This window comes from Marinilabilia salmonicolor JCM 21150 (genome assembly GCF_000259075.1).
In the GTDB taxonomy this organism is placed as follows: Bacteria; Bacteroidota; Bacteroidia; order Bacteroidales; family Marinilabiliaceae; genus Marinilabilia; species Marinilabilia salmonicolor.
On the sequence record NZ_AJKI01000011.1, the window covers coordinates 195,887 to 219,059 of the forward strand.

At 44.0% G+C, this 23,173-nt stretch carries 22 protein-coding genes; 17 read left to right on the forward strand and 5 right to left on the reverse strand.

The window, feature by feature from the left end; all coding sequences use genetic code 11:
- Positions 1-7: 7 nt before the first annotated feature.
- The 13 genes from W7W_RS0107955 to W7W_RS0108015 all read left to right on the forward strand — a co-directional run bounded on the left by W7W_RS0107955 (position 8) and on the right by W7W_RS0108015 (position 9,777).
- The gene (locus tag W7W_RS0107955; protein WP_025006764.1) at positions 8-646 is read left to right on the forward strand and encodes a phosphoribosylanthranilate isomerase; all 639 of its coding nucleotides are present in this window, start codon (positions 8-10) and stop codon (positions 644-646) included.
- An 18-nt stretch (positions 647-664) separates the two neighbouring features.
- On the forward strand, positions 665-1,855 hold the full coding sequence (gene trpB, locus W7W_RS0107960; protein WP_010663271.1) for a tryptophan synthase subunit beta: 1,191 nt from the start codon (positions 665-667) through the stop codon (positions 1,853-1,855).
- Positions 1,856-1,943: 88 nt separating this feature from the next.
- Positions 1,944-2,729 carry a tryptophan synthase subunit alpha gene (trpA, locus tag W7W_RS0107965; protein WP_010663272.1) on the forward strand — a complete coding sequence of 262 codons (786 nt, stop codon included), beginning with the start codon at positions 1,944-1,946 and terminating at the stop codon, positions 2,727-2,729.
- 159 nt (positions 2,730-2,888) lie between these two features.
- Positions 2,889-3,752, forward strand: coding sequence for a formyltetrahydrofolate deformylase (purU, locus tag W7W_RS0107970; RefSeq protein ID WP_010663273.1), 864 nt, complete (start codon positions 2,889-2,891; stop codon positions 3,750-3,752).
- Between the two features lie 207 nt (positions 3,753-3,959).
- Positions 3,960-4,481 carry a peroxiredoxin family protein gene (locus tag W7W_RS0107975; protein ID WP_025006763.1) on the forward strand — a complete coding sequence of 174 codons (522 nt, stop codon included), beginning with the start codon at positions 3,960-3,962 and terminating at the stop codon, positions 4,479-4,481.
- Positions 4,481-5,080, forward strand: coding sequence for an imidazole glycerol phosphate synthase subunit HisH (gene hisH, locus W7W_RS0107980; protein ID WP_010663275.1), 600 nt, complete (start codon positions 4,481-4,483; stop codon positions 5,078-5,080). The genes W7W_RS0107975 and hisH overlap by 1 nt, the downstream gene beginning before the upstream one ends.
- Before the next feature lie 86 nt (positions 5,081-5,166).
- Positions 5,167-5,898, forward strand: coding sequence for a 1-(5-phosphoribosyl)-5-[(5-phosphoribosylamino)methylideneamino]imidazole-4-carboxamide isomerase (hisA, locus tag W7W_RS0107985; protein ID WP_010663276.1), 732 nt, complete (start codon positions 5,167-5,169; stop codon positions 5,896-5,898).
- 113 nt (positions 5,899-6,011) lie between these two features.
- Positions 6,012-6,380, forward strand: coding sequence for a four helix bundle protein (locus tag W7W_RS0107990; protein ID WP_010663277.1), 369 nt, complete (start codon positions 6,012-6,014; stop codon positions 6,378-6,380).
- Between the two features lie 59 nt (positions 6,381-6,439).
- Entirely contained in the window at positions 6,440-7,195 is a 756-nt protein-coding gene (hisF, locus tag W7W_RS0107995; RefSeq protein ID WP_010663278.1) for an imidazole glycerol phosphate synthase subunit HisF, read from the forward strand.
- A 72-nt stretch (positions 7,196-7,267) separates the two neighbouring features.
- Positions 7,268-7,864, forward strand: coding sequence for a bifunctional phosphoribosyl-AMP cyclohydrolase/phosphoribosyl-ATP diphosphatase HisIE (hisIE, locus tag W7W_RS0108000; protein WP_010663279.1), 597 nt, complete (start codon positions 7,268-7,270; stop codon positions 7,862-7,864).
- A gap of 274 nt (positions 7,865-8,138) precedes the next feature.
- Positions 8,139-8,693, forward strand: a complete 555-nt coding sequence (locus W7W_RS0108005; RefSeq protein WP_010663280.1) for a phosphohydrolase — start codon at positions 8,139-8,141, stop codon at positions 8,691-8,693.
- Complete coding sequence (locus tag W7W_RS21900) at positions 8,672-9,037, forward strand: C-GCAxxG-C-C family (seleno)protein (protein ID WP_010663281.1); 366 nt, start codon at positions 8,672-8,674, stop codon at positions 9,035-9,037. Before W7W_RS0108005 ends, W7W_RS21900 begins: the two co-directional genes overlap by 22 nt.
- A gap of 8 nt (positions 9,038-9,045) precedes the next feature.
- Positions 9,046-9,777: an acyl-[acyl-carrier-protein] thioesterase gene (locus tag W7W_RS0108015; RefSeq protein ID WP_010663282.1), complete on the forward strand. Its 732-nt coding sequence runs from the start codon at positions 9,046-9,048 to the stop codon at positions 9,775-9,777.
- Between the two features lie 211 nt (positions 9,778-9,988).
- Here the strand turns inward: W7W_RS0108015 and W7W_RS0108020 are convergent, their stop codons facing one another.
- Positions 9,989-10,483 carry a DUF4168 domain-containing protein gene (locus W7W_RS0108020; RefSeq protein WP_010663283.1) on the reverse strand — a complete coding sequence of 165 codons (495 nt, stop codon included), beginning with the start codon at positions 10,481-10,483 and terminating at the stop codon, positions 9,989-9,991.
- A 658-nt stretch (positions 10,484-11,141) separates the two neighbouring features.
- Here W7W_RS0108020 and W7W_RS0108025 point away from each other — a divergent pair.
- Genes W7W_RS0108025 through W7W_RS0108040 form a run of 4 tightly spaced genes read left to right on the forward strand, consistent with a single transcriptional unit; the run spans position 11,142 to position 15,134 of the window.
- Complete coding sequence (locus W7W_RS0108025; protein WP_010663284.1) at positions 11,142-12,737, forward strand: tetrathionate reductase family octaheme c-type cytochrome; 1,596 nt, start codon at positions 11,142-11,144, stop codon at positions 12,735-12,737.
- 13 nt (positions 12,738-12,750) lie between these two features.
- The gene (locus W7W_RS0108030; protein ID WP_010663285.1) at positions 12,751-13,398 is read left to right on the forward strand and encodes a cytochrome b/b6 domain-containing protein; all 648 of its coding nucleotides are present in this window, start codon (positions 12,751-12,753) and stop codon (positions 13,396-13,398) included.
- Between the two features lies 1 nt (position 13,399).
- The gene (locus W7W_RS0108035) at positions 13,400-13,924 is read left to right on the forward strand and encodes a YeeE/YedE thiosulfate transporter family protein (RefSeq protein ID WP_010663286.1); all 525 of its coding nucleotides are present in this window, start codon (positions 13,400-13,402) and stop codon (positions 13,922-13,924) included.
- Between the two features lie 10 nt (positions 13,925-13,934).
- Positions 13,935-15,134, forward strand: a complete 1,200-nt coding sequence (locus tag W7W_RS0108040; RefSeq protein ID WP_010663287.1) for a YeeE/YedE thiosulfate transporter family protein — start codon at positions 13,935-13,937, stop codon at positions 15,132-15,134.
- A gap of 127 nt (positions 15,135-15,261) precedes the next feature.
- Here W7W_RS0108040 and W7W_RS21905 read toward each other — a convergent pair whose 3' ends face one another.
- From W7W_RS21905 to W7W_RS0108060, 4 genes are all read right to left on the reverse strand, one after another.
- Positions 15,262-16,965: a glycoside hydrolase family 43 protein gene (locus tag W7W_RS21905; RefSeq protein WP_010663288.1), complete on the reverse strand. Its 1,704-nt coding sequence runs from the start codon at positions 16,963-16,965 to the stop codon at positions 15,262-15,264.
- Positions 16,966-17,009: 44 nt separating this feature from the next.
- Positions 17,010-19,157: an alpha-glucuronidase family glycosyl hydrolase gene (locus W7W_RS0108050; RefSeq protein ID WP_010663289.1), complete on the reverse strand. Its 2,148-nt coding sequence runs from the start codon at positions 19,155-19,157 to the stop codon at positions 17,010-17,012.
- Between the two features lie 16 nt (positions 19,158-19,173).
- Entirely contained in the window at positions 19,174-20,802 is a 1,629-nt protein-coding gene (locus W7W_RS0108055) for a GH35 family beta-galactosidase (protein WP_010663290.1), read from the reverse strand.
- A gap of 402 nt (positions 20,803-21,204) precedes the next feature.
- Positions 21,205-23,163, reverse strand: a complete 1,959-nt coding sequence (locus tag W7W_RS0108060) for a RagB/SusD family nutrient uptake outer membrane protein (protein ID WP_010663291.1) — start codon at positions 23,161-23,163, stop codon at positions 21,205-21,207.
- Positions 23,164-23,173: the final 10 nt, after the last annotated feature.

Below are 23,173 nucleotides of genomic sequence, written 5' to 3' on the forward strand. Positions count from 1 at the left end.
ACAAATCATGCAAAACAAGATAAAGATAAAGGTATGCGGAATGCGTGATCATCAGAACATTCTGGACCTGGCTAAGCTGGAGCCCGACTATATGGGATTCATCTTCTACCCTAAATCGCCTCGTTTCGCCGGTAATATTTTAAATCCGGAGACCACCGCCCTGTTGCCTGAAGCCATTCACAAAACAGGCGTTTTTGTCAATGCAAATGCACAAACCATTAAAGATACCTGCAAAATATATAACCTAAACACGGTTCAGTTACATGGAAACGAATCAATAGACCTATGCATGGAATTAAAAGAAGAAGGGTTGGAAGTCATCAAAGCGTTTTCACTAAAACAACATTCAGATATTGAAATCACCAATCAATACAAGGATGTTTGTGACTTATTTCTGTTTGATACACCCACTGCCCAATACGGAGGAAGCGGCAAGAAGTTTGACTGGTCGATCCTGGAAGGGATTCATCTCTCCCGTCCTTTCTTCTTAAGCGGCGGAATTGAAAACGGAGACGCTTCCGGAATCCTGAAAGATTGCCCCATCAGACCCTATGCTCTGGACATTAACAGTAAATTTGAAACTGCTCCGGGTTTTAAAGACATCGCTTCAGTAGAACAATTTATCAAAACTATTCGCCAACAATAAAAAAACAATTCAATCCATATGTCAACTTCATTTCAACCCGACGAACGGGGCTTTTACGGTCCTTATGGAGGAGCATACATCCCCGAGATGCTCATTCCCAACATCGAAAATCTCAAAGAGAACTACCTGAGAATCATGAATTCGGAATCGTTCCGAAAAGATTTTAAAACACTGCTCGAAGATTATGCCGGCCGGCCGTCACCTCTTTATCACGCCGACCGGTTATCAGACCATTATGGTTGCAATATCTGGCTCAAAAGAGAAGACCTCAACCACACAGGCAGTCACAAAGTCAACAACACCATAGGCCAGATTTTGCTGGCCAATGAAATGGGGAAAAAACGCATCATTGCTGAAACCGGGGCCGGGCAGCATGGAGTAGCCACAGCAACCGTTTGTGCCCTGATGGGACTGGAGTGTGTGGTGTATATGGGTGAAACCGACATTGAGCGACAGGCTCCCAATGTAGCACGCATGAAAATGCTGGGAGCCGATGTCCGCCCCGCCATGTCGGGCAGTCGCACCCTCAAAGATGCCACCAACGAAGCCTTGCGGGACTGGATTGCCAATCCGCTGGATACTTTCTATCTCATCGGATCTGTAGTCGGTCCCCACCCCTATCCCGACATGGTAGCCAGGCTGCAGTCGGTCATCAGTGGCGAAATACAGTGGCAGATGAGAAACAAAACCGGCAACAGCAACCCCGACTATGTGGTAGCCTGCGTAGGTGGAGGATCCAACGCTGCCGGATCGTTCTATCATTTTCTGGACGAGCCGGAAGTACAACTCATCGGGGCTGAAGCCGCCGGAGAAGGCCTGACATCCGGGAAAACAGCAGCCTCCATTGCCATGGGCGAAACAGGTGTCATTCACGGAAGCATGACCAACCTGATGCAAACCGATGATGGCCAGATCACCGAACCGTACAGCATCTCTGCAGGATTGGATTATCCCGGTATCGGACCACTCCATGCCTGGCTGGCAAAAAGCGGAAGGGCCAAATACCTTTCGGTTACTGATCAGGAAGCACTGGATGCGGCCCTCCAGCTTACTCAAAAGGAAGGCATTATACCTGCACTGGAATCGGCACATGCACTGGCAGCACTCAACCAGCTGGATCTAAAATCGGGCGAAAATGTGGTTGTTACCATTTCGGGGCGCGGCGACAAGGATATGAAAACCTACATGGAACGCCTGAAATTAACCTAACCTGATGGATTCAAAAATCGTCAGGCGGTTATAATGCAAAATTGCTAAAACCAACGATACCCTTCAAAAAACAAAAAGAACAATACCAATGGAAAAATTAAAGTCCCTGCTTCAACGCAAGAAAGACCTGTTATCGGTCTATTTCACAGCAGGATTCCCCCATATCGACAGCACCGTAAAAGTTCTGAAATCGCTCGAAAAAGCAGGAGTGGATTTCGTGGAAATTGGAATGCCCTACTCCGATCCGCTGGCTGACGGTCCGGTTATTCAGAACAGCAGTACCATTGCCCTCCAAAACGGCATGACACTTAAAAAGTTGTTTGAACAGCTATCTGAAATTAAAGGAGAAGTATCTATCCCCATCATATTAATGGGATACCTCAACCCGGTACTCAAATTCGGCCCTGAGAAATTTGTAGAAGAATGTAAAAAGAACAATGTTAGTGGACTGATTCTGCCCGATCTTCCTTATGAAACTTATGTGGAAGAGTTTCAGGAACTATTCACCTCCCACGGACTCAGCAATATTTTCCTGATAACCCCGCAAACTCCGGAAGAGCGAATCAAGAAACTGGACAGCGCATCCACCTCCTTTATTTACATGGTATCCTCAGCGGCTGTAACTGGGGCCCGGGACGGATTATCGGCCCAACAAATTGAATACTTTGAGCGGGTCAACACCTTGCAGCTCAGCTCTCCACGCATGGTGGGCTTTGGCATCAGCAACCATGACACCTATAAAAATGTGTGTCAATATGCCCATGGGGCAATTGTGGGAAGTGCTTTTATAAAACATCTGGAACAAGCCGGCGATGACGAGGAGGGAATTATCTCCTTCATCAAGAAGATGAAAACGGGAAAGAACGCAGAATAATGGGGGTGAGGAGTAAGCTGATAAGGATTGAGGAATGAGCTGATGAGGGGTGAGAGATGAAAGTAATCCGGTATTCCATCCACTCTTCTAACAAACTAAGCCACGGAGCCCCTTATCGCTTTTTAATTTATTACTTTTGTAGCCAAAACAGTTACAAATATGTCAAAAAACCAAACAGCAATATTACGAATTCATTGCCCCGACCAGGGTGGAATTGTAGCCCGTGTCACCGATTTTATACATCAAAACAAAGGAAATGTCGTTGCCCTGGATCAATATACCAACCGTGAAGAAAACCGTTTCTTCATGCGGGTAGAGTGGGAACTGAATGGCTTCATGCTGGAGCGTGACGATATCGGAACCGTGTTCGGGCCCCTTCTGGGCAAACCGCTGGAAATGGTCTGGGATCTGAAGTTTTCGGATCAAATTCCCAGGATGGGGATATTTGTTTCCAAAAGTTCACACTGTCTTTACGATCTGCTGGCCCGTTACGAGGCCGGAGAACTGAAGGTGAACATCCCCGTTATCATCAGCAACCATCAGGAAATGGAAAAGGTGGCCAAACGTTTCGAAATTCCGTTTTATCATGTGGCTGTGACCAAAGACAACAAAAAGGAACAAGAACTGAAAGAGCTGGAGATACTGAAAGAGCACAATGTGGATTTTATCGTTTTGGCCAGATATATGCAAATTCTTTCTTCTGATTTTGTAAGCAATTTCCCCAACAAGGTTATCAACATCCACCACTCTTTTCTCCCGGCTTTTGCAGGAGCCAAACCATATCATGCAGCCCATTCACGCGGGGTAAAAATTATCGGAGCCACCAGCCATTATGTAACCACGGATCTGGATGCCGGCCCCATCATTGAGCAGGACATCATCCGGATTTCGCACCATGATTCGGTCGAAAGTCTGGTGCAAAAAGGAAAAGACATTGAAAAAATAGTTCTTTCGAGAGCCGTAAAAGCTCACCTGGACAGAAAAACATTGGTTTACAATAACAAAACGGTTGTTTTTGCCTAAATAGTGTTGGTCTAAAAAGTCCAACTTCTGCGTTGTTGCTCAAAATCTAAATCCTCAAATACATTAGTATTCTGCGGTTTAGATTTTTCACACGCCTTGAATTTGAACTTTCTATCTCAAACACGTGAAAAACGCTTAGTTTATGGACAGACACAGCTTCAGTTAGAAATTTTCCCGACTTTATAGACGGGCACTAAATATAACGCTATGCTAAAACTAAAACACCTCTTTTTTATAGTGATGGTCATGATCGGTTTCAGTTGCGAGAGCCAGACTAATCACCGGGGGTACATCGTTGATGTCGGCGATAAAGCTCCGCTTTTTGAAGCCACACTGGCGAACGGTGAGACTTTCCGACTCGAGGAAACCCGGGGAAAAGTTGTAATGCTACAATTTACTGCCAGCTGGTGTGGTGTATGTCGAAAAGAGATGCCCCATATTGAAAATGAAATATGGCAGTCCTACAAGGACAAAGGGCTGATTGTTATTGGCATTGATCGGGACGAGCCACTTGAAACCGTAAAAGAGTTTGCCAAAGAAACAGGCATTTCCTACCCTCTTGCACTGGATCCCGGAGCTGAAATTTTTCAGCTTTACGCCAAGAAAAAAGCAGGAGTAACACGAAATGTATTGATTGACCGTGATGGTAAAATCGTTTTTCTAACGCGGCTTTTTAACGAGGAAGAATTCTCAGGCCTCGTGGAAAAGATCGACCAATTGATGAAGTAATGAAGATTGTAATTATAAAATATAATGCCGGTAATATCCAATCGGTTAGCTTTGCACTGGAACGTCTGGGGTATCAGGCAGAAATCACAGCCGATCATGATACCATCCGGAAAGCCGATAAAGTTATTTTTCCGGGAGTAGGAGAAGCCAGCACAACAATGGCCTACCTAAAAAAAGAGGGGCTCGATCAATTGATTCCAACGCTGAAGCAACCCGTGCTGGGAATCTGCCTGGGAATGCAATTGATGTGCAGCCACTCGGAAGAGGGTGACATCCCCTGCCTGGGAATTTTCGATGAAAAAGTAAAGAAGTTTATAGCCCCGCCAAAGGACTCCGGAAACATAAAAATCCCGCATATGGGCTGGAACCAGCTTACCAATGTCAGGGAACCGCTGTTCAATAAAGAGCTGGAGAACGAATTTGTCTATTTTGTACACAGTTTTTATGTTGCTACAGGTCCCGACACTGCTGCAGAAAGCAATTACATCCATCCCTTTAGTGCAGCCCTTCGAAAAGACAATTTCTACGCCACCCAGTTTCACCCGGAGAAAAGTAGTAAAGCAGGAGAGCAGATACTCAGGAATTTCTTAGAAATGTAGGGGCGGAGATAGAAGCTAGAGGCTAGAAGTTAGAGGCTAGAGGTTAGAATTTAGATGTTAGAGTTTAGAAATCATACTTTCAATAAATGCAATCAATCGAATTAATACCCGCGATAGACATCATCGGAGGAAAATGTGTAAGACTCAGCAAAGGAGATTACAGCACACAGAAAACTTACAATGAACATCCACTGGAAGTGGCCAGACAATTTGAAGACAACGGCATCACACGGCTTCACCTGGTGGATTTGGATGGTGCCAAGGCTGGACATATTGTCAACTACAAAGTACTTGAGACCATCGCCGGGAAAACGAGTCTGACCATTGATTTCGGCGGCGGGCTAAAAACGAGTGAGGATTTGCGCATTGCCTTCGAAAGCGGAGCCCAAATGGTTACCGGAGGAAGCATCGCCGTAAAGAACCCTGACGAATTTTTGCAGTGGCTTACCACCCATGGTCCTGAAAAAATCATCCTCGGCTCCGACGCCAAAGATCGGAAAATCGCCACATCAGGCTGGCTGGAAACCTCCGAACTCGACCTGATGGATTTCCTGAAAGAATACATCAGCAAAGGAGTGACCCAAACCATTTGTACCGATATCAGCAAAGATGGAATGCTTGAAGGCCCGTCAACAGAGTTATACAAGGAGATACTGGCCAATTTCCCGGATCTGTATCTTATTGCAAGCGGCGGTGTGAGCAGCATGAAAGACATCGATGAACTGGAGGAAGCAGGTGTGCCGGCGGTAATTTTTGGGAAAGCCATTTATGAAGGAAGAATTAAGATGGAAGAGATTGAGAGGAGGAGTAGAGGGTAGGTAGGAGTCAGTAGGGAATAGTCAGTAGAGAATAGTCAGTAGCCAGTAGAGAATAGAAAATACCATTTTCTCTGGTGAGAGAATTATATAATTAACACTTAACTCAAACCATCATGAAAAAATTCAATTCATTTAAAGACCTATTGGTTTGGCAAAAGTCCATGAACCTCACAGTTACTGTCCATTCCAGTATTAAGAAGCTCCCTCAAATTGAAAATTTCGGGTTAATTTCGCAAATGCAAAGGAGTGTCGTGTCCGTCCCAAGCAACATTGCAGAAGGGTATGGACGAAATCAAACAAGAGATTTCATTAGATTTCTGCAAATATCAATGGGCTCACTTTACGAGTTACAAACCCAAATGGAGATATGCTACAGATTGGCCTATATTGAAAAAGAAGAATATGATAATTTTGACCTTGACAGTGTGGAAATTGCAAAAATGCTTTCTGCCCTGATCCGTAAACTCAAAGAGTCCCTTTAAACCTAAAATATAATACAATTCAAACTACTGACTACTGACTAAAAACTATTCACTATATCATGCTCGCAAAAAGAATCATACCATGCCTGGATATCCGCAACGGACAGACGGTAAAAGGCGTAAAATTTCTGGATATTAAAGAGGTAGGTGATCCGGTGGAACTGGGTGCCCTTTACGCACAGCAGGGTGCAGACGAACTGGTGTTTCTGGACATCACTGCCAGCCACGAAAAGCGGAAAACCTTCGTAGATCTTGTGAAAAAAATTGCCCGGCACATCAACATCCCGTTTACAGTAGGGGGCGGCATTAGTGAGTTAAGCGATGCCGATGCACTGCTGAGCGCAGGAGCCGACAAGATATCCATCAACTCTTCGGCAGTCAGGAATCCACAATTGATTAGCGATATGGCGCAGCATTTCGGCAGCCAGTTTGTGGTGGTGGCCATCGATGCCAAACAAATTACCGGAGACGACTGGGCGGTAACGGTAAACGGAGGTCGTATCCCCACAGAAAAACGACTCTTCAGCTGGGCCCGGGAGGCAGAAGAGAGAGGAGCCGGCGAGCTCCTGTTCACCAGTATGGATCACGATGGTGTAAAGCAGGGATTTGCCAACGATGCCCTGGCCAAACTCTCCGATGAACGAGGCATTCCCATCATCGCCTCGGGAGGAGCCGGTACCAAAGAACATTTCAAGGATGTATTTACCAAAGGAAAGGCCGATGCCGGTTTGGCCGCCAGCATTTTCCACTTTAATGAAATACCCATACCCGAATTGAAGAGCTATCTGAAAAACGAAGGTATCTCCATTCGGTAACCTTGCAAGCCATGCCGGACAAATCATTATCTTTGTCCTCAGATAATTATGTAAAAACACAAACAACATATCATGCAATTAGATTTTTCAAAACTTGGGAACGGACTTATTCCCGCCATCGTACAGGATGCTCAGACCAATGTGGTACTGATGCTCGGATTTATGAATGAAGAGGCATTTGCGAAAACGCAAAAGGAAGGCAAAGTAACTTTCTTTAGTCGTACAAAAAACCGCCTCTGGACCAAAGGCGAGGAATCGGGCAACTTCCTGAATGTGGTTTCCGTCACCCCCGATTGCGACAACGATACCATCCTCATCAAAGCCAATCCTGTTGGACCTGTTTGTCACCTGGGAACCGACACCTGCTTTGCTGAAGAAAACAAGGGCAACATTGATTTCCTGGTTCACCTGCAGGATTTGATTGACAAACGTCTGCAGGACATGCCCGAAGGCTCTTACACCACATCTCTGTTTGAAAAAGGCATCAATAAAATAGCCCAAAAAGTTGGTGAAGAAGCTGTGGAGACTGTCATTGAAGCCAAAGACAACAACGATGATCTCTTTCTTAATGAGGTAGCTGATCTTACTTATCACACTTTGGTATTGCTTACTGCCAAGAATTACCGCATCGAGGATGTTGTGAAAATTCTTCAGGAAAGACATAAGTAGTGCCCGTCTATAAAGTCAGGAAAGTTTCTGGCTGGAGCTGTGTCTGTTCAGAAAGTACCAGTTACAAGGCTTGCGAAGTCCGAAAATACGGAGTTTACTTTTCGTAAATGAGTACTTTCCGGACAAGCGTAACGCAGTAAATGGTACTTTATGGACAGAGACTAAGTAGTACTTGCAAGAAAACGACAGTTGCTACGTTATGCTTGTCTTCAAAACAGTCATTTACGAAAAGTAAGTAAAAAGGGCTCAACACAAAAAAACCGGAAGGAAAAAGATGGAGGGGAAAAAAGACGCTATTCTTCAGATTTTTGACAAATACTATTCTACCATTCACCCGGCACATGAATTGCTGATTATTCACAGCCAACTGGTTCGGGACAAATGCCTGAGAATAGCATCCAATCATCCGGAACTTCATGCGGATGATTCATTTATCGAAGAAGCTTCGATGCTCCATGACATCGGAATTTTCCTGACCGATGCGCCATCCATTGGTTGTCACGGGCAATACCCATACATCTGCCATGGTTACCTGGGCCGTGAAATACTTGAGAAAGAAGGGCTTCCCAGACATGCGCTGGTTTGTGAGAGGCACACCGGAACCGGACTGACCGTAAAGGAGATCAAAAAGCAGCAGTTGCCCTTACCTCAAAGAGACATGGTGCCTCGTAGTATTGAAGAGCAAATCATCTGTTTTGCTGATACTTTTTATAGCAAAGGAAAAGACCTGAAAAAAGAAAAAAGTCCGGATCAGGTAAGGAAGGCCCTTCAAAAATTCGGTGAGGATAAAGTAAAAATATTCAATCTATGGTGCGAGATGTTTCTGTAAAGGCTAAATCCCGGAATGCCGCCTGGTATTACCACCATCCGGATTACGGATACAACTGTGCCCAGGCCATGGTGAAACATTTTGGCGGCAGCGAAGAAGAGATTCAGTCCATGAGGAAGATGGGATCAGGTCGTGCACCGGAAGGTCACTGCGGAGCCCTGCATGGAGCTTTATATTTACTAAAAAAGTATCCGGAAGCATGGGATGAACTTATTGAAAAATTCAGTCAGCAAACCGGAAGTCCGTTTTGCAGATCTATCAGAAAAGAAAACAAGGCTTCATGCCGTCGATGTGTGGAAATTGCTGATGATGTCCTTCTAAAAATTAAAAAACCCTTAAAATAGACAACCTTATGCCCTCAAAAATATGGAAAGAACAGATTACTGTATCTTCTTTTGATGTAGGTGCTTCAGGTCGTCTGGAAGCAGCAGCACTGATGCGCCATTTTCAGGAGGTGGCCGCTCATCATGCAGATGAATTAGGTGTTGGTTTTTCCGACCTGATGAAAGAAAAGGTCTTTTGGGCCCTTACGCATTTGCAAATTGAAGCTGACCGATGGCCGCGAATGGAGGAAAAAATCACCGTAGAAACCTGGCCCCGGGGAACCCAAAAACTTTACACCACCAGAGATTTCATAGTTTCGGATAGTTCGGGGAAAGTCATCATTCGGGCCACTTCTGCCTGGATTATGGTGGATTATCTGCGAAAACGACCGGTGAGACCAACAGAGAGACTGGGAAACATTGATTTCACTCCTGAAAGAGAGGCTATCAGCAGTTTCCCCGAACCGTTCACCTGTGAGGGAGATCAACAATCTAAAACAGAGAGGAAAGTTGCTTATTCCGATCTGGACATCAATCAACATGTCAATAACACCCGATATGTGGAATGGATAATGGATACCATCGGTTTCCAATCAGACAAATCACTCAGTTCTCTGAATATCCACTTTACAAATGAATTTAAATACAACGAAACGGCGCTTCTCAAATGGGCGACAAACGGAGATAATTTCTATTGCTCAATTACTCACCAGGCAACAGATAAAACAGGGGTTGAGGCTTGTCTGAAATTTACAAAATAAGCACATCATACCAATACGTACCTCAAAAGTTTACAAAGGTGTTACTAAATACAAAAATGGCTTAAGCCATTTCTTGCCTTTTTGATCCACGAATTACGCGAATTAAACGAACCAATAAAACAAAAAAGCGCTTTCGGGAAGCCCCGAAAGCGCTTTTTGCTCTTAATCATAAGAAATCCAAGCGACATCTCTCGATAAAAGTCAGAATTTCTTATTGCTGTTGTTGATCTGCTAATTTCTCATCCACCTTTTTCTTCACATCAGGATTGGTACTGTAAGCAGCAATCATCTCCTGATACAAAGCAGGGCTGATTCCGGCATTTGAGATAATTTCATTCATTTTTTGCTGGGTTTCCATCTGGATTGCCTGCAATTGTTGAGAGATACTCTGGAACTTTTTCATATCAGCTTCTTCAACACCTTCCGGCTGCTGCCCCTGCTGCATCTGGCGGGCAATCTGATTAAAGTTGTCCAGTTTCATTCCTCCTTCTTCAATTTCTTTCATCATTTTCTTTTCTGCATCCTGCTGTACCGGCACTACTTTCACCACTACATCAGCAAACAAATCAACCTCCTCATCAGAATAACTTTTTTGTGTCTGCTGCCCCTGTTGTTGCATCATCATCTGATTCTGGGCAGCAACAGTTCCACCTAGCAAAAAAATTCCCGTCAAAAATAAACTTACAAATTGTTTTTTGAAACTCATATTATTACCTGTTTTACAGAGGGCTGAAAAAAATCATTCATTCGGAAAATCGCCCTCATCTGATTAAAAAAAACCGAACAAAAATTCTTAAATCATTATTATTTAACAACATAAGCAAACCTACAAAACCAACTATCCAATTCCAAAAAATTAATCTGTTGATTTCCCCTGTCGCACGACATCCCTTACTTATTTAGGATATGCTGCAAAACGCATATTTCTTTTGTTATTGACCTCTTAAAGCATAACAACGAGTAAATAGGTACAAGGTTATTTCACAGCACACTCTTATTCCTTTGAACTTGTATATAAAAAAACGGCTAATCAAAAAAACAAAATTTCTTCACCGCTCCAAACTGGAAGTATTTCAATACTCCTTCGATTGGATCGGCTTGTAAATTCTGCTCTTTTGACTATTTCAGCAGGCCCTATTTAGAAACAATCTTGTTACAAATTACTAATTACAAATATTTGTATTTTTATATATCTGAATTCATCCCTAAATTCGAGATCTCAAACAGGCACTTGCACATAGAAATGAAAAAAACGGAGCAAATACCACAGTTCATTATTTTTCTGTAATGCAGACAGCCACAGAATAAACTTTTATTAACAACCATACGTAACAAAAAATAGTTCAACCAACAACAAACAAAATATGAAGAAGGTCGTTTTTTCCATCATTTTGTCATCCATCGGAATCCTGATTCTGATTCACATAGCTTACGACCCGCCACTTCCAAACCTGGGCGAGCTGAAGCTGAAACAAGAGTATGCTATCAAGCCAACGCCATCGGTGGACCACACCCTTTTTGAAGAACTTCAAAAGGATTTCAATTCACCACAGGAAGTTACGGAAGCCTGTATTGAGTGTCACAACCAGCGACATAAAGAAGTGATAGCCTCCAGCCACTGGAACTGGGAGCGTATTTCATATGTTGAAGATCGCGGAATCGCAAGTATGGGAAAAAGCAATGTATTAAACAACTACTGCATAGGGGCCAGTTCCAATGAGCAATCGTGTGCTGCCTGCCATATTGGTTTTGGGATGACAAACGACCGGTTCGATTTTGACAACGCCAGAAATGTAGACTGCATGGTTTGTCACGATAATAGCGAAGAGTACCACAAGGGCTCGTCTATGGCAGGATACCCTGACCGGTCAGTCAACCTGGCCCGAGTAGCCCAAAGTGTAGGCCGCCCTCAGAGAATGAACTGCGGTGCCTGTCACTTCTACAGTGGTGGAGGAAACAACGTAAAACACGGAGATCTGGAAGAAGCCCTTCTGTCAACAACCCGGGAGGTGGATGTACATATGGCAGCCAACGGGATGAACATGACATGTGTGGACTGTCACTCGGCAGAGAATCATAACATGAAAGGAAAACTCTATTCTGTTTCCTCCAGCGATGAGAATCGTTTGACCTGCGATCACTGTCACACCAGCACTCCCCACATGGATCGGAATCTGGATTTGCACACAGCACGGGTAGCCTGTCAGACTTGTCATATCCCCACTTATGCCAAAGAAAATCCCACAAAAATGGAGTGGAGATGGTCTGACGCAGGCCGTCTTGTAGAAGGAAAACCAATCCATGAAACAGATACCTCAGGGGTGGAAACCTATCTTTCCATTAAAGGATCATTCCGCTGGGAAAAAGACGTGGCACCCGAATATTACTGGTTCAATGGCCATGCAACCCATTATGTCCTGGGCGACCAGGTTGACAGCATCCCTATTCAGGTAAATCAACTCCTGGGTTCAGCTGATGATAACCGCTCTAAAATCTACCCAGTAAAAGTCCATCGTGGCGACCAGATTTATGATCCGGAAACCAACCTCCTGATTCAGCCAAAACTTTGGGCTGCCGAAGAAGGAGACAGTGCATACTGGAAAGACTTTGACTGGAAACTGGCAGCAGAAGCCGGAATGAAAAGAGTAGGCCTTCCATACAGTGGCAAACATGAATTCGTCAATACCGAGATGTACTGGCCTGTCAACCATATGGTGGCTCCCAAAGAAGATGCATTGTCCTGCGAAGAATGTCATCGCAGAGACGACAGCCGTCTGGCCGGGCTAAATGATTTCTATATGCCCGGAAGAGATTCACATGCAGGTCTCGATTTCATTGGCAAACTACTGATTATTGCTGCCATGGCAGGGGTCATTCTTCACGGACTGGGAAGAATCGTTGCCGCCATAAAAAACAAAGAGATAGAATCTGAAGAGATCAACACCAATTACAATCAATAAGCGACAGAAGATTATGCAAAAAGTATATATCTATAAAAAATTCGAGCGGTTCTGGCACTGGACCCAGGCCGCCCTCATTTTCTTCCTGGCCATAACAGGCTTCGAAGTACATGGAAGCTTTTCATTTCTGGGCTATGAGCAAGCCGTTGAGTCACATCGGGTGGCTGCCTGGATGCTGTTGATTCTCATAGCATTCTCCATATTCTGGCATTTCACCACCGGTGAATGGAGGCAATACATACCGACTTTCTCAAAGTTGCAGGCACAGCTTCGTTACTATACATTGGGCATTTTTAAAGGAGAACCACACCCAACACGAAAGTCAGTGCATAAAAAGCTGAATCCACTACAGGCCCTGACCTATCTGGGATTTAAGCTTGTGATGGCACCATTACTGGTAATCACCGGTATTGTTTATATGTTCTATCGCACCATTGATGCCAACAACATGGTCATTGTAAGCGATATTCCGCTGGAAGTTGTTGCTTTTTTGCACACTTTAGGAGCTTATCTGATCATTATGTTTGCAATCGTGCATATTTATATGACAACTACAGGACATACGCCCACCTCAAATATCAGGGCCATGCTCACAGGCTACGAAGACTTAGAAGATGATTCGGAACAAGAGTTAAAGGACGAAAACAAAAAAGACGAATAACATGGACCGAAAGAACAAATTCATGAACCCTTATCTGGCAGGTATTCTCCTGGGGTTTGTATTGTTGGCGACCATTTACATAACGGGACGGGGGCTGGGTGCCAGCGGAGCAATGAAAAGTGTGGCAGTAACCTCTGTCAAGGCCGCTGCCCCTGAGCATTACGAATCCACCGCCTATTATCAGGATTATGCGGCAGATCATCCGGATGGCCCCATGAAATCATGGTTGGTATTTGAGATGCTGGGAGTTTTGATCGGGGCTTTCCTAAGTGGAGCACTGTCAGGCCGGTTGGGGCTTAAATTGGAAAAAGGTCCCGGTGTAACCAATACCACCAGAATTATCGGAGCTATTATTGGCGGAATGCTATTTGGTTTCGGAAGTCAGTTGGGACGAGGCTGCACCAGTGGATCAGCCCTCAGCGGAATGGCAGTGATGTCGTTTGGTGGCATCATCACTATGTTAGCGATCTTTGGCGGCGCCTATGCTTTGGCATGGTTCTTCAGAAAATTATGGATAACCCGATAAATTGTAAAAAATGGCACCATTAATACCTGAAATAATATCCCCCGAATATAATTATCTCGTAGCCCTAATTGTGGGCCTGGGGTTCGGATTTGCCCTGGAACAGGCAGGATTTTCGAGTACACGTAAATTGGTAGGGCTGTTCTACGGATACGATTTTACCGTATTAAAAGTATTCTTCACAGCTGGCGTTACTGCAATGATCGGAGTAGTAATGCTCTCGCACCTGGAGATGCTCAATACGGAAATCATTTTTGTGAACCCGACGTTTCTCCCTTCTGCCATCACGGGCGGAATTATTATGGGAGCCGGATTCATTATCGGTGGCTTTTGTCCCGGTACAAGCGCGGCGGCAGCAGCCATAGGAAAGCTGGATGGCTGGGCATTTATTGGAGGAGCCACCATTGGCATCTTCGCTTTTGGAGAAGTATTCCCCCTATTGGAAGATTTTTACCTGGCCGGAAACCAGGGGCCGTTACTCTTTTACGAAGTACTTGGCATTGAGAGAATCACCTTTGCATTGATTCTGACAGCAGTAGCCATCTTCGCTTTTGTGGCAACAGGCATGATTGAAGATAAAGTCAACAAAAAGCCGGTACATATCCTGAGTGGTAACTGGAAAAAAAAGACCATTGCCGCAGCCATCCCCCTCGCCGTGGTTCTTTTGATAATGTTTACTCCTTCGAGGAAGGAATTTACCATGGAAAAACTGGAAGCACGGGCAGCAGCAGGAGAATGCAAACCAGATTTGATTGATGCGGACAAGCTGGCGTTTGAACTCATGAACAATTATTATCATTATAATGTAATTGACGTTCGGTCGCCCGAAGAATATGAAGAATTTCATATTGCCACAGCCATCAACATTCCGTTGGACGATTTGCACAGCACAGCCTACCGGGAGTTACTCAATCAACGCATACAGACAAACGTTTTCTATGGAGCCTCTCCGGCACAGGCAAAAAAGGCCTGTCTGATTGCCCGATATCACGGAAATACGACCAGCTTGGCACTTGATGTGACTGCCGAGAATTTCAGAAACACTTTTTACGGTGAAATCAATATACCGGAGAACCCCACAAAATCGGAACAAACCGTGGCACTATTCAGACGCAGGGCAGCCGAAAAGATGAAAGAAATTGAAGCAAATCTGGCTTCCCGGGAGAAACCCGTTCAGAAAAAAGTTATCCGGGTACAGGGAGGATGTAGTTAGAGAAGTTAATCAAAGACAGAGTTATACTTTAAAGGACTAAATTACAAACAACCAGTAACAACGTTATCAAAAAAGAGAGGGCCTCCAATTCAGGAAAGCCCTCTCATTTTATTTCAAACACTTAAAGCTATTCATTTCCTTCCGAATACATCCCGATATAAGTACCCACAAAGCCACCTGCGTTAGCAGTACTCAGATAGGTTGCATCCTGGCCTTCGGCCAGCACATCCCAATTCTGCTTATCTTCCGAAATAGAGAAATTAAGAAATTCTCCCTCCCCCTCAACACGCAGAAAGACAGAATTATGGGCCCCGAGCCCTGTCTTTTTCATAGCCAGACGTTTTTTCTCGGGAGTTCCCTGCCTGACAGTGGTTTTTTCCACAAACGCAACGAGTTCACCATGCTCTATACCGACCCCAAGAAAATAGTTATTGGCTTCTGTCCTAAAACAAGCCAACCCGGCACGATCACCAACATTTTGAGACACAACCTTTACTTCCGTCGTTACTGAAAAGTTCTTATGTTGTTGTCTTCTACCGATAAATGAAGGATTCTTCTTCTCTCTCATTGTAACGGCCCTGAAATCCAATCTCAGACTTCCATTGTCCAGTTCGTACCATTTCTTTTTAGGAGTGCGAATAAAGTTCCAATAAAATTCCAGAGAATCTGTATCAAAATCATCTCTGACAGTGAAGTTTCCCGATGGAAAAAAATCCCTCTCCTGTTTTCCGTTCAACTGATGTCCAGATTCCCCTTTCAGCGGAACCTCCTTCCCGGGTTCAAGAATAACAGGCCATCCGTCCTGCCATTTTACAGGCAGCAGAAAAGTCTCCCGACCGGTATTGTAGTGATTCTCAAGGTATGGCCGGCACCCCAGAAAAACGGCCCACCAACTTCCGTCTACGTACTTAATCAAATCGGCATGTCCGGTCGAAGTAACAGGATTTTCCCTTTCGTTTGGAAGATTTCTTTGCGTAAGAATCGGATTATTCACGAAAGCCTCATATGGTCCTGTTACATTACGACTTCGAAAAATAACCTCAGAATGATTTTCTGCTGTTCCGCCTTCGGCAGCCATCAGATAGTAGTAGCCATTCACTTTATAAATGTGAGGTCCTTCAATCCAGATGGGCTTTTTGGAGATGTCGTGTCCTCCATCAACAATCATTTTTCTCGGACCGGTCATTTCGTCCTTTTCCAGATCGTACTCCTGAATCCAGATTGCTTTGTGTCCCGGGTAAACAGGATCACCCTCAGGATCGCCGTTATTTACAATCCATGCCCTGCCGTCATCATCAAAGAATAATGAAGGGTCGATACCTGGGACCTCCGAAATAAAAACAGGGTCACTCCAAGAACCTGCCGGATCTTTTGCTTTGACCAGGAAATTGCCTTTTCCTCCAACAAATGTAGTAACCATGTAGAAGGTATCATTGTGGGGATTATAACTAATTGCAGGTGCAAAAATGCCTTCCGAAATTTCCTGGTTCGTAATGTTCAGCTGCGATGATCTGTCCAACACATGACCTATCTGTTTCCAATTCACCAGATCGGTACTGTGAAAAACAGGAACCCCGGGAAAGAAGGAAAAAGTAGAATTTACCAAATAATAGTCCTCTCCTTTCTTACAAACAGAAGGATCGGGATAGAACCCACTTAAAACAGGGTTAAAATACTCCATTTCCCCGAGTTGATTTTCATCATAAAACTTGTCGGTCCCCCGGTATTCAAACCAATGAAAAAAAGCTCCTTTTTTTACAGTCTCATGAGTACCGCACGAGCTAACCAAAATAAAGAGTGGCAGCAGTATAAAAATCCTGAATTTGTGCATAACAGCGTTTTTTTAGTTGTGGGATCCGGAAAATATTTTCCGAATTAATTATGATGTGTCATGTCGAATTTGATTTTCTTCAATTCATCCAAATCGTGAACCGGTCGCTCAAGTTCTGCAGGAATAGGCATCTTTGAAAAAGTCTGAAAATAGAGCAAACAAGCATCTCTCCACCATTCCGCCTCGCGGGACTGTATTTTCAGTTTATGTCTCACATGCTCGAAACGTTCTTCATCAATCATTCCCTGCATCCGATCCCATTTTTTCTGCATCAATCGCACTTCCTCCACGCCGTCATAATAATGGTAGCAAAGTTCGTCCCACAACGACAGGCCTGAACTCATGGTATAATCCCATGGAAGGTGATGAAACCAGAGGATCAGGTTTTCCGGACATGTTTTGGGATTGTTGTACATAGATGCCAGTGGCTCCTCATATTGCTCAACCGCATTACTACCACTCTCTGAGCGGTCAAACCCAATTCCGGATTCCGAAGCATTGTGGTAGTATTTAGGCAACCAGTCGGGACGTGCCCCTTCAATCTCAGTCCACGGTTCGGGACCATGATGGTGGCTCCATCCCATCAGGTGGTGAAGCCCGAGTGGTGTCATATAATTGACCACAGCCTCACGTGAGCGCATCATGATATTCAGAGTAGGATCAATAAAAGCAGAATCATTGGAGAAAGTCATTTTCAACCATTCCTGACCAATTTCATCGGCCCTTAATGTATGATCCCAGGCCAGTCGCCCATAAGCATACCAGTTGGCTTGTGCAAAATGATGCCCTGTCCAGTTGGTATCGCGACCAATGTTAGCCACTCCGGCAATAGCGGTATGTTTCTGATTAAACAAAGAACCATCCGTAGCTTTGGCAACAGTTGAACCCGGCCCTTTGACATAAGTATCGCTTTCAAAAGTCTCCTTTTGCATCGTAGGCAAGTAAGCCAAATGATTAGAGAAGCCCAGGTATTCCTGGGTTATCTGGAATTCAATCATCAGAGAAGTCTCCTCCATGGCTCCAAATACAGGGCTAAAGGGCTCTCTGGGTTGAAAGTCGACAGGACCGTTTTTCACCTGAACAATAACATTCTCATGAAACTTGCCATCCAATGGCACAAATTCAGTGTAGGCTTGCTTGGCACGGTCGTCTCCGGATGGTGCATAAACAAAAGCCCGCCACATTACTATTCCGTTATAGGGCTCCAAAGCTTCGGCCAACATATTGGCGCCATCAGCATGGGTACGGCCATAATCCTGCGGACCTGGCTGACCTTCTGAGTTGGCCTTCACAAGGAAACCTCCAAAATCAGGTATCTCTTCATAGATTTCCTCCACTTTATCTTTCCACCATTCCCGAACTTCGTCTCTTAACGGATCTGAATCTTCCAGACCTCCAATTACAGCCGGGGAAGAAAAATTTACAGACAGGTAAACTTTAATATTGTAGGGGCGCAATAGATTGGCAAACCGAACAACCTGCTCCAGATATTCATCAGTTAAAACTTCGGGAGCAGCATTTACATTATTTAGAACCGTACCATTGATTCCTATCGAGGCGTTGGCCCGCGCATAAGTTTGGTAATGCTCTTTCAGGACTTTAAAAATTTTCTCTCTGTTCCACCAGATGGAATGCCCGGCATATCCGCGTTCAACTGTTCCGTTAAGGTTATCCCAATGATTAAGTAATCGGAGTTCATACTTCGGAGATTCAACAATATTAATAGCGGCAATATCTTCCTCACTTTGCAACATGCGAATAAAGGCAAACGTTCCATACAACACACCGGCATCACTATTGGCTGTAATCACCACCTGCGCATCGCTTCCCGTTCCGATCGTTTGGATAACATACCCTTCCGGACCACAGTTCTTCAAACGGTCTTTCAACCCCTGAATGTTTATTTTTTCATCGAGTCCAACACCCATAAGAATAGAACTTCCTGCTAACTTCTTATTGACGACTGCATCCACCGATGTCATGGCTTTGATCGCTTTCATCAATTCATTTTGTGCCACTTCAATCACAGGACTACTTTCTTCCACATAAATTTTCTTCAGTCCTGAATATTCATCAAGAACTTTATTTGATACCTTCTCATATCTCAGCCATAAGTTTTCACCTGATTCGGCCATCATCAATCCCGGCATTGAAAAAACCAGAAAAAACAATAATAAAATCTTTCCTCTCATATCTGTTTATTTTGAATCATTTATATTCATACAATTGAATCCGCTGTATATCAAACTCATCAACAGGAATGCGCAAATGCCGTCCCTGATGACTCTGATCTCCATTCATCCTGAACTTCCGCATCCAGTCTCCCCCGGTCTTCTCAATCTGGTCTATCTCTCCTATTCCGGCAACTGACTTTTCGTCCAGACTTTCAAAAGTCACTACAACACCTGTTCCTGCGATAATAAATTCATCCTCCCCCATGTAAATTATCAACCCGCCGGTTTCGGGCCATTCCGATCCATCTTTTGCAGCCGGACTCCAACCAAGGGTATAATCATGTTTAAAATGAAACCTATAGTTCCCCATCACGAAGGAAGTATCCCGTCGTTCATTATTGAACCAGACCCCGGCAGTCTGTTCTCCCTGCTTTTCAGCCAGAAGGGGCATTAGCTGATGGAGAACTTCGTAGCTCCTGGTTAACGGGGCATTCGTGGGATCGGGTGTATCTTCAATTGAAAATGGACTGAAACCCAATGCAGCATGTTCTCCGAATGCATAAAACACCCGGGCATGATTGCCTGGCTCATTTCTGATTTCAGGAATAAACAATGGATTATTGGGTAAATGATAAAGATTGCACCAATGATTGAACCCGGAATCATAAATATCAAGTGCATAAACATCAATGGCAGGAGCTCCCAGTTTCCAAACATCAATAAGATGAGCCAACGGACCGGCTGACGGATATTCGCCCGGTTTCCTCCCTCTGGAATTCAAGGCTGCATTTACATACATGGGCAAAGGATAAACGTCCTTTCCTGCTTGTGTTATCTCCCCGGCATATTTGGCAAAATGCCATGCCATAAACAGTTCATCAGTATAAAGGCTTTCACCAAAAACTTCCTCCCAGTCACCAGTCTCCCTTTTACCATTAGATTCCCACATCTGAGAAAGGTGTTCCTGTGTTTTCGGATTATCCTCCTTCAGAAGAACAATTAATTCTTCGGGGACATCTTGATTAAAAGCCTTGTTGGCCTCGGAATGATAATCACGGGCCTGTGGAATCATACCTATCTCATTCTCCACCTGCACCATGATCACTGTGTTCTGATCCCTGTCTCTTTCTTTTAAAAACTCCATCAGCTTCACAAAAGCCCTTTTGTCAGCTTCAAGATTATTCCTGGAAAAAGGGGTCAGTATTTCCAATGCTTTCCTTTCTTTGGTTTTACTTCTCGGAAATCGTTCCCAGTCCTCTTTTACCCACAAAGGAGCGTAACAGGACATGCTGTTCTTCCAACTCCCGAACCAGAGTAAAACAAGTTTAGTATCATACTTCCGGGCCTGATTTATCAATTGATCCACCGAAGAAAAATCAAATTCTCCTGCCACAGGCTCTACCAGTTCCCAATAAACGGGTGCAAGAACGGTATTGAGTTTCATTGCCTGCAGGTCGGGCCAGATTTTTTCCATAAATCCCAGGTCGGAAGCACTTGAATTCCCAAGTTCTCCTCCCAGCATGAGCCAGGGGGCATCATTCACCATCAATTGAGTCGTCTCTCCATTGGAACCCAGGTATGGAATTTTAGATTCTTGTCCCACAATGACATAGGGTGCCATCAACAACAAAATCACAAAACCTGAAATAAAACGTTTAACCATAACTTTCATCTTTTATTCATCCAGTCTCAAAAAACTATCCGCCAAACCATTAATTATCTAAAAGAAATTATCAATAAAATCTCTTTTGTGGTCAATAAAAGAGAGACTTTGAACACGTCAATTTTCCGAAAACCTTTCTAACAGATGATTCCATTTCCCATTGGCCAGTTCTGTATGATATAGAAAAGCAAAAACTATCACCTACCAATAAAATCCGTTAACAGCATAGAATAAAACTAACTCTCCCTGGAACAGTTAATCAAAAAACAGATTGGCCACACAAGAAAGTGCAGCCAACCTATTTATTTTTACTTAACAAGCTTCATCTTCGATATTCTTCTTGAAGAGTGGAAACAAAACTTGCATGAGTTTTTTCTTTAATATATGGCTTCACAGTTTCAATTAGTTATACCCCGGATTTTGATAATCCGCTTTCTCCGCTTCATCCATTTCCATTGCATCAAGTTGTCCTTGAGGAATTGGGCGCAGATAATGAAAATCCTGGATGTCCCGGGTAAACACATCAGGTTCATTTCCCTGTTCATCCAATGCTGCGGACCCAATGGTATATTCTGAAGAAAGCTCACGCCACATTTGGGTACGCACCAAATCATACCACCGATACCCTTCGCCGTAATACTCACGAGAACGTTCAGCAAGAATATACTCAACATCAATATCAGCCGGAGTTGCATCCATCATTTCCTGGCTAAAATCGTCCATTTTGGGAGCATTTCCATTGTTGTCCCATCTCCAATTTCCGGCACGACCACGGATCACATTGATAAGATCTCTCGCAGTCATTCCAGCTGCAGTAGCAGCGCCCTTCACGGCAGCTTCAGCTGCAATAAAATAAAATTCAGAGAATTTAGCGATATTAAAAGGTCTGGTACTACCTGCATTGGGTTGTCCAAGTCCACCATCATTATCGGTACGATAAACACCTAGCTTCCAGAGACCGGGATATCTCAGGCGGCTAATTCCACTTGGAGGAATCACATAATCAGCTCTACCAGGAACAACTCCGGCACCAATATCACTTTTATAAGGATCATTGGAATAATCCACAGCGACAACAGGCTCCTCTTCTAGAAAAGTAAGAATTGGTTCTCCCGGAGCAACAGTCATATTATTGGCATTGTAAACAACATCCAGATCAGTTCCACCTTTAGGCCAGTTGGCACGATATACTGTGGTAAAAGTTCCGTCAAACCGGGAATCCAGCGTTTTCTCAGCAAAAGTCTCCGTTACAACTTCAATTGTTGGACACATCCTTGTCCATGGACGACCCAATGGCTGAGAAGCTTCACGTAGTACAGGACTTATTCTGTCATTCCAGTCAGGGTCAGCACCACTTTTGGTATTGATGTAGTTCCAGGTCATAAACCAAACTGCAAAGTTGTCCGGAGCACCTCCACTTCCGTATGTCAGACTACCTCCGTTATAATATTCACTTTCTTCAGTATGATCAGCATACAGCAAAATCTCACTGTTTCTATCATTTTGTGCAAGATTAACATCGTAGTAAGTAGGCTGAAGGCTGTAAGGGCCTGGGTTCTCAATGGCGAAAGTTGCTACATCATAAGCCTGCTGAAAATACCACTGCGCATCATGTCCGTCAGGATCATTTCTGTTTGTTTCCGGATAAGTAGGAATGTTTTTAGGATTCTCTAACCACCACCCATAAGTCAGATACGCCTTCGAAAGAAAAAGACGAGCCACAGTCTTGGTAACGCCACCTGTTACTCTTGGATCGTCAGGAAGATTCTCCACTGCAACTACCAAGTCGGGAAAAATAACTCGGGAATACACTTCCGGCACAGTATTTCTTTTGGAATACCTGGAAGTTGAAGTATTAAAAGCCAACTCTCCGGCACCTAAATCCAGAGGCACACCACCAAAAGTTTGTACCAGCATAAAATAATTGAATGCTCTGAAAAAACGGGCCTCAGCAACAAGTGCATCCGAGATCGTTCCAACTTCTTCAGCATTTTCTATAATACCATTGGCAGTATTTATACTTGAAAAAGCATTCCCCCACAACACATCGGCACGACTACTGGTAGATGTTAAAGAACCGGCTCCGGATAAATCCATATCTTTAAAGTTTCCATCAGCACTTTGTGCATAGGTTACCTCATCAGTTCCTGTAAGGGTAGCATTGTAAAAATACCCCTGACCAAAAACATATCTAAGTTGAGAATACAATGCTGTAACTCCACTTTCCACACCTCTTTCAGTTTTAAAGAAAGATGGCTCATAAATGCTTCGGGGATTTTCTTCCAGAACATCAGAACATCCCCCAAGAAGAAATGCAAACAACGCAATCCCCAATAGTCCTTTTATATATTTATATTTCATTATAATGCTT

What these genes read in the sequence shown, in the direction of transcription:
- W7W_RS0107955 (WP_025006764.1), top strand. Translation starts at nt 8, where the DNA reads ATGCAAAACAAGATAAAGATAAAGGTATGCGGAATGCGTGATCATCAG.
- trpB (WP_010663271.1), top strand. Translation starts at nt 665, where the DNA reads ATGTCAACTTCATTTCAACCCGACGAACGGGGCTTTTACGGTCCTTAT.
- trpA (WP_010663272.1), top strand. Translation starts at nt 1,944, where the DNA reads ATGGAAAAATTAAAGTCCCTGCTTCAACGCAAGAAAGACCTGTTATCG.
- purU (WP_010663273.1), top strand. Translation starts at nt 2,889, where the DNA reads ATGTCAAAAAACCAAACAGCAATATTACGAATTCATTGCCCCGACCAG.
- W7W_RS0107975 (WP_025006763.1), top strand. Translation starts at nt 3,960, where the DNA reads ATGCTAAAACTAAAACACCTCTTTTTTATAGTGATGGTCATGATCGGT.
- hisH (WP_010663275.1), top strand. Translation starts at nt 4,481, where the DNA reads ATGAAGATTGTAATTATAAAATATAATGCCGGTAATATCCAATCGGTT.
- hisA (WP_010663276.1), top strand. Translation starts at nt 5,167, where the DNA reads ATGCAATCAATCGAATTAATACCCGCGATAGACATCATCGGAGGAAAA.
- W7W_RS0107990 (WP_010663277.1), top strand. Translation starts at nt 6,012, where the DNA reads ATGAAAAAATTCAATTCATTTAAAGACCTATTGGTTTGGCAAAAGTCC.
- hisF (WP_010663278.1), top strand. Translation starts at nt 6,440, where the DNA reads ATGCTCGCAAAAAGAATCATACCATGCCTGGATATCCGCAACGGACAG.
- hisIE (WP_010663279.1), top strand. Translation starts at nt 7,268, where the DNA reads ATGCAATTAGATTTTTCAAAACTTGGGAACGGACTTATTCCCGCCATC.
- W7W_RS0108005 (WP_010663280.1), top strand. Translation starts at nt 8,139, where the DNA reads ATGGAGGGGAAAAAAGACGCTATTCTTCAGATTTTTGACAAATACTAT.
- W7W_RS21900 (WP_010663281.1), top strand. Translation starts at nt 8,672, where the DNA reads ATGGTGCGAGATGTTTCTGTAAAGGCTAAATCCCGGAATGCCGCCTGG.
- W7W_RS0108015 (WP_010663282.1), top strand. Translation starts at nt 9,046, where the DNA reads ATGCCCTCAAAAATATGGAAAGAACAGATTACTGTATCTTCTTTTGAT.
- W7W_RS0108020 (WP_010663283.1), bottom strand. Translation starts at nt 10,483, where the DNA reads ATGAGTTTCAAAAAACAATTTGTAAGTTTATTTTTGACGGGAATTTTT.
- W7W_RS0108025 (WP_010663284.1), top strand. Translation starts at nt 11,142, where the DNA reads ATGAAGAAGGTCGTTTTTTCCATCATTTTGTCATCCATCGGAATCCTG.
- W7W_RS0108030 (WP_010663285.1), top strand. Translation starts at nt 12,751, where the DNA reads ATGCAAAAAGTATATATCTATAAAAAATTCGAGCGGTTCTGGCACTGG.
- W7W_RS0108035 (WP_010663286.1), top strand. Translation starts at nt 13,400, where the DNA reads ATGGACCGAAAGAACAAATTCATGAACCCTTATCTGGCAGGTATTCTC.
- W7W_RS0108040 (WP_010663287.1), top strand. Translation starts at nt 13,935, where the DNA reads ATGGCACCATTAATACCTGAAATAATATCCCCCGAATATAATTATCTC.
- W7W_RS21905 (WP_010663288.1), bottom strand. Translation starts at nt 16,965, where the DNA reads ATGCACAAATTCAGGATTTTTATACTGCTGCCACTCTTTATTTTGGTT.
- W7W_RS0108050 (WP_010663289.1), bottom strand. Translation starts at nt 19,157, where the DNA reads ATGAGAGGAAAGATTTTATTATTGTTTTTTCTGGTTTTTTCAATGCCG.
- W7W_RS0108055 (WP_010663290.1), bottom strand. Translation starts at nt 20,802, where the DNA reads ATGGTTAAACGTTTTATTTCAGGTTTTGTGATTTTGTTGTTGATGGCA.
- W7W_RS0108060 (WP_010663291.1), bottom strand. Translation starts at nt 23,163, where the DNA reads ATGAAATATAAATATATAAAAGGACTATTGGGGATTGCGTTGTTTGCA.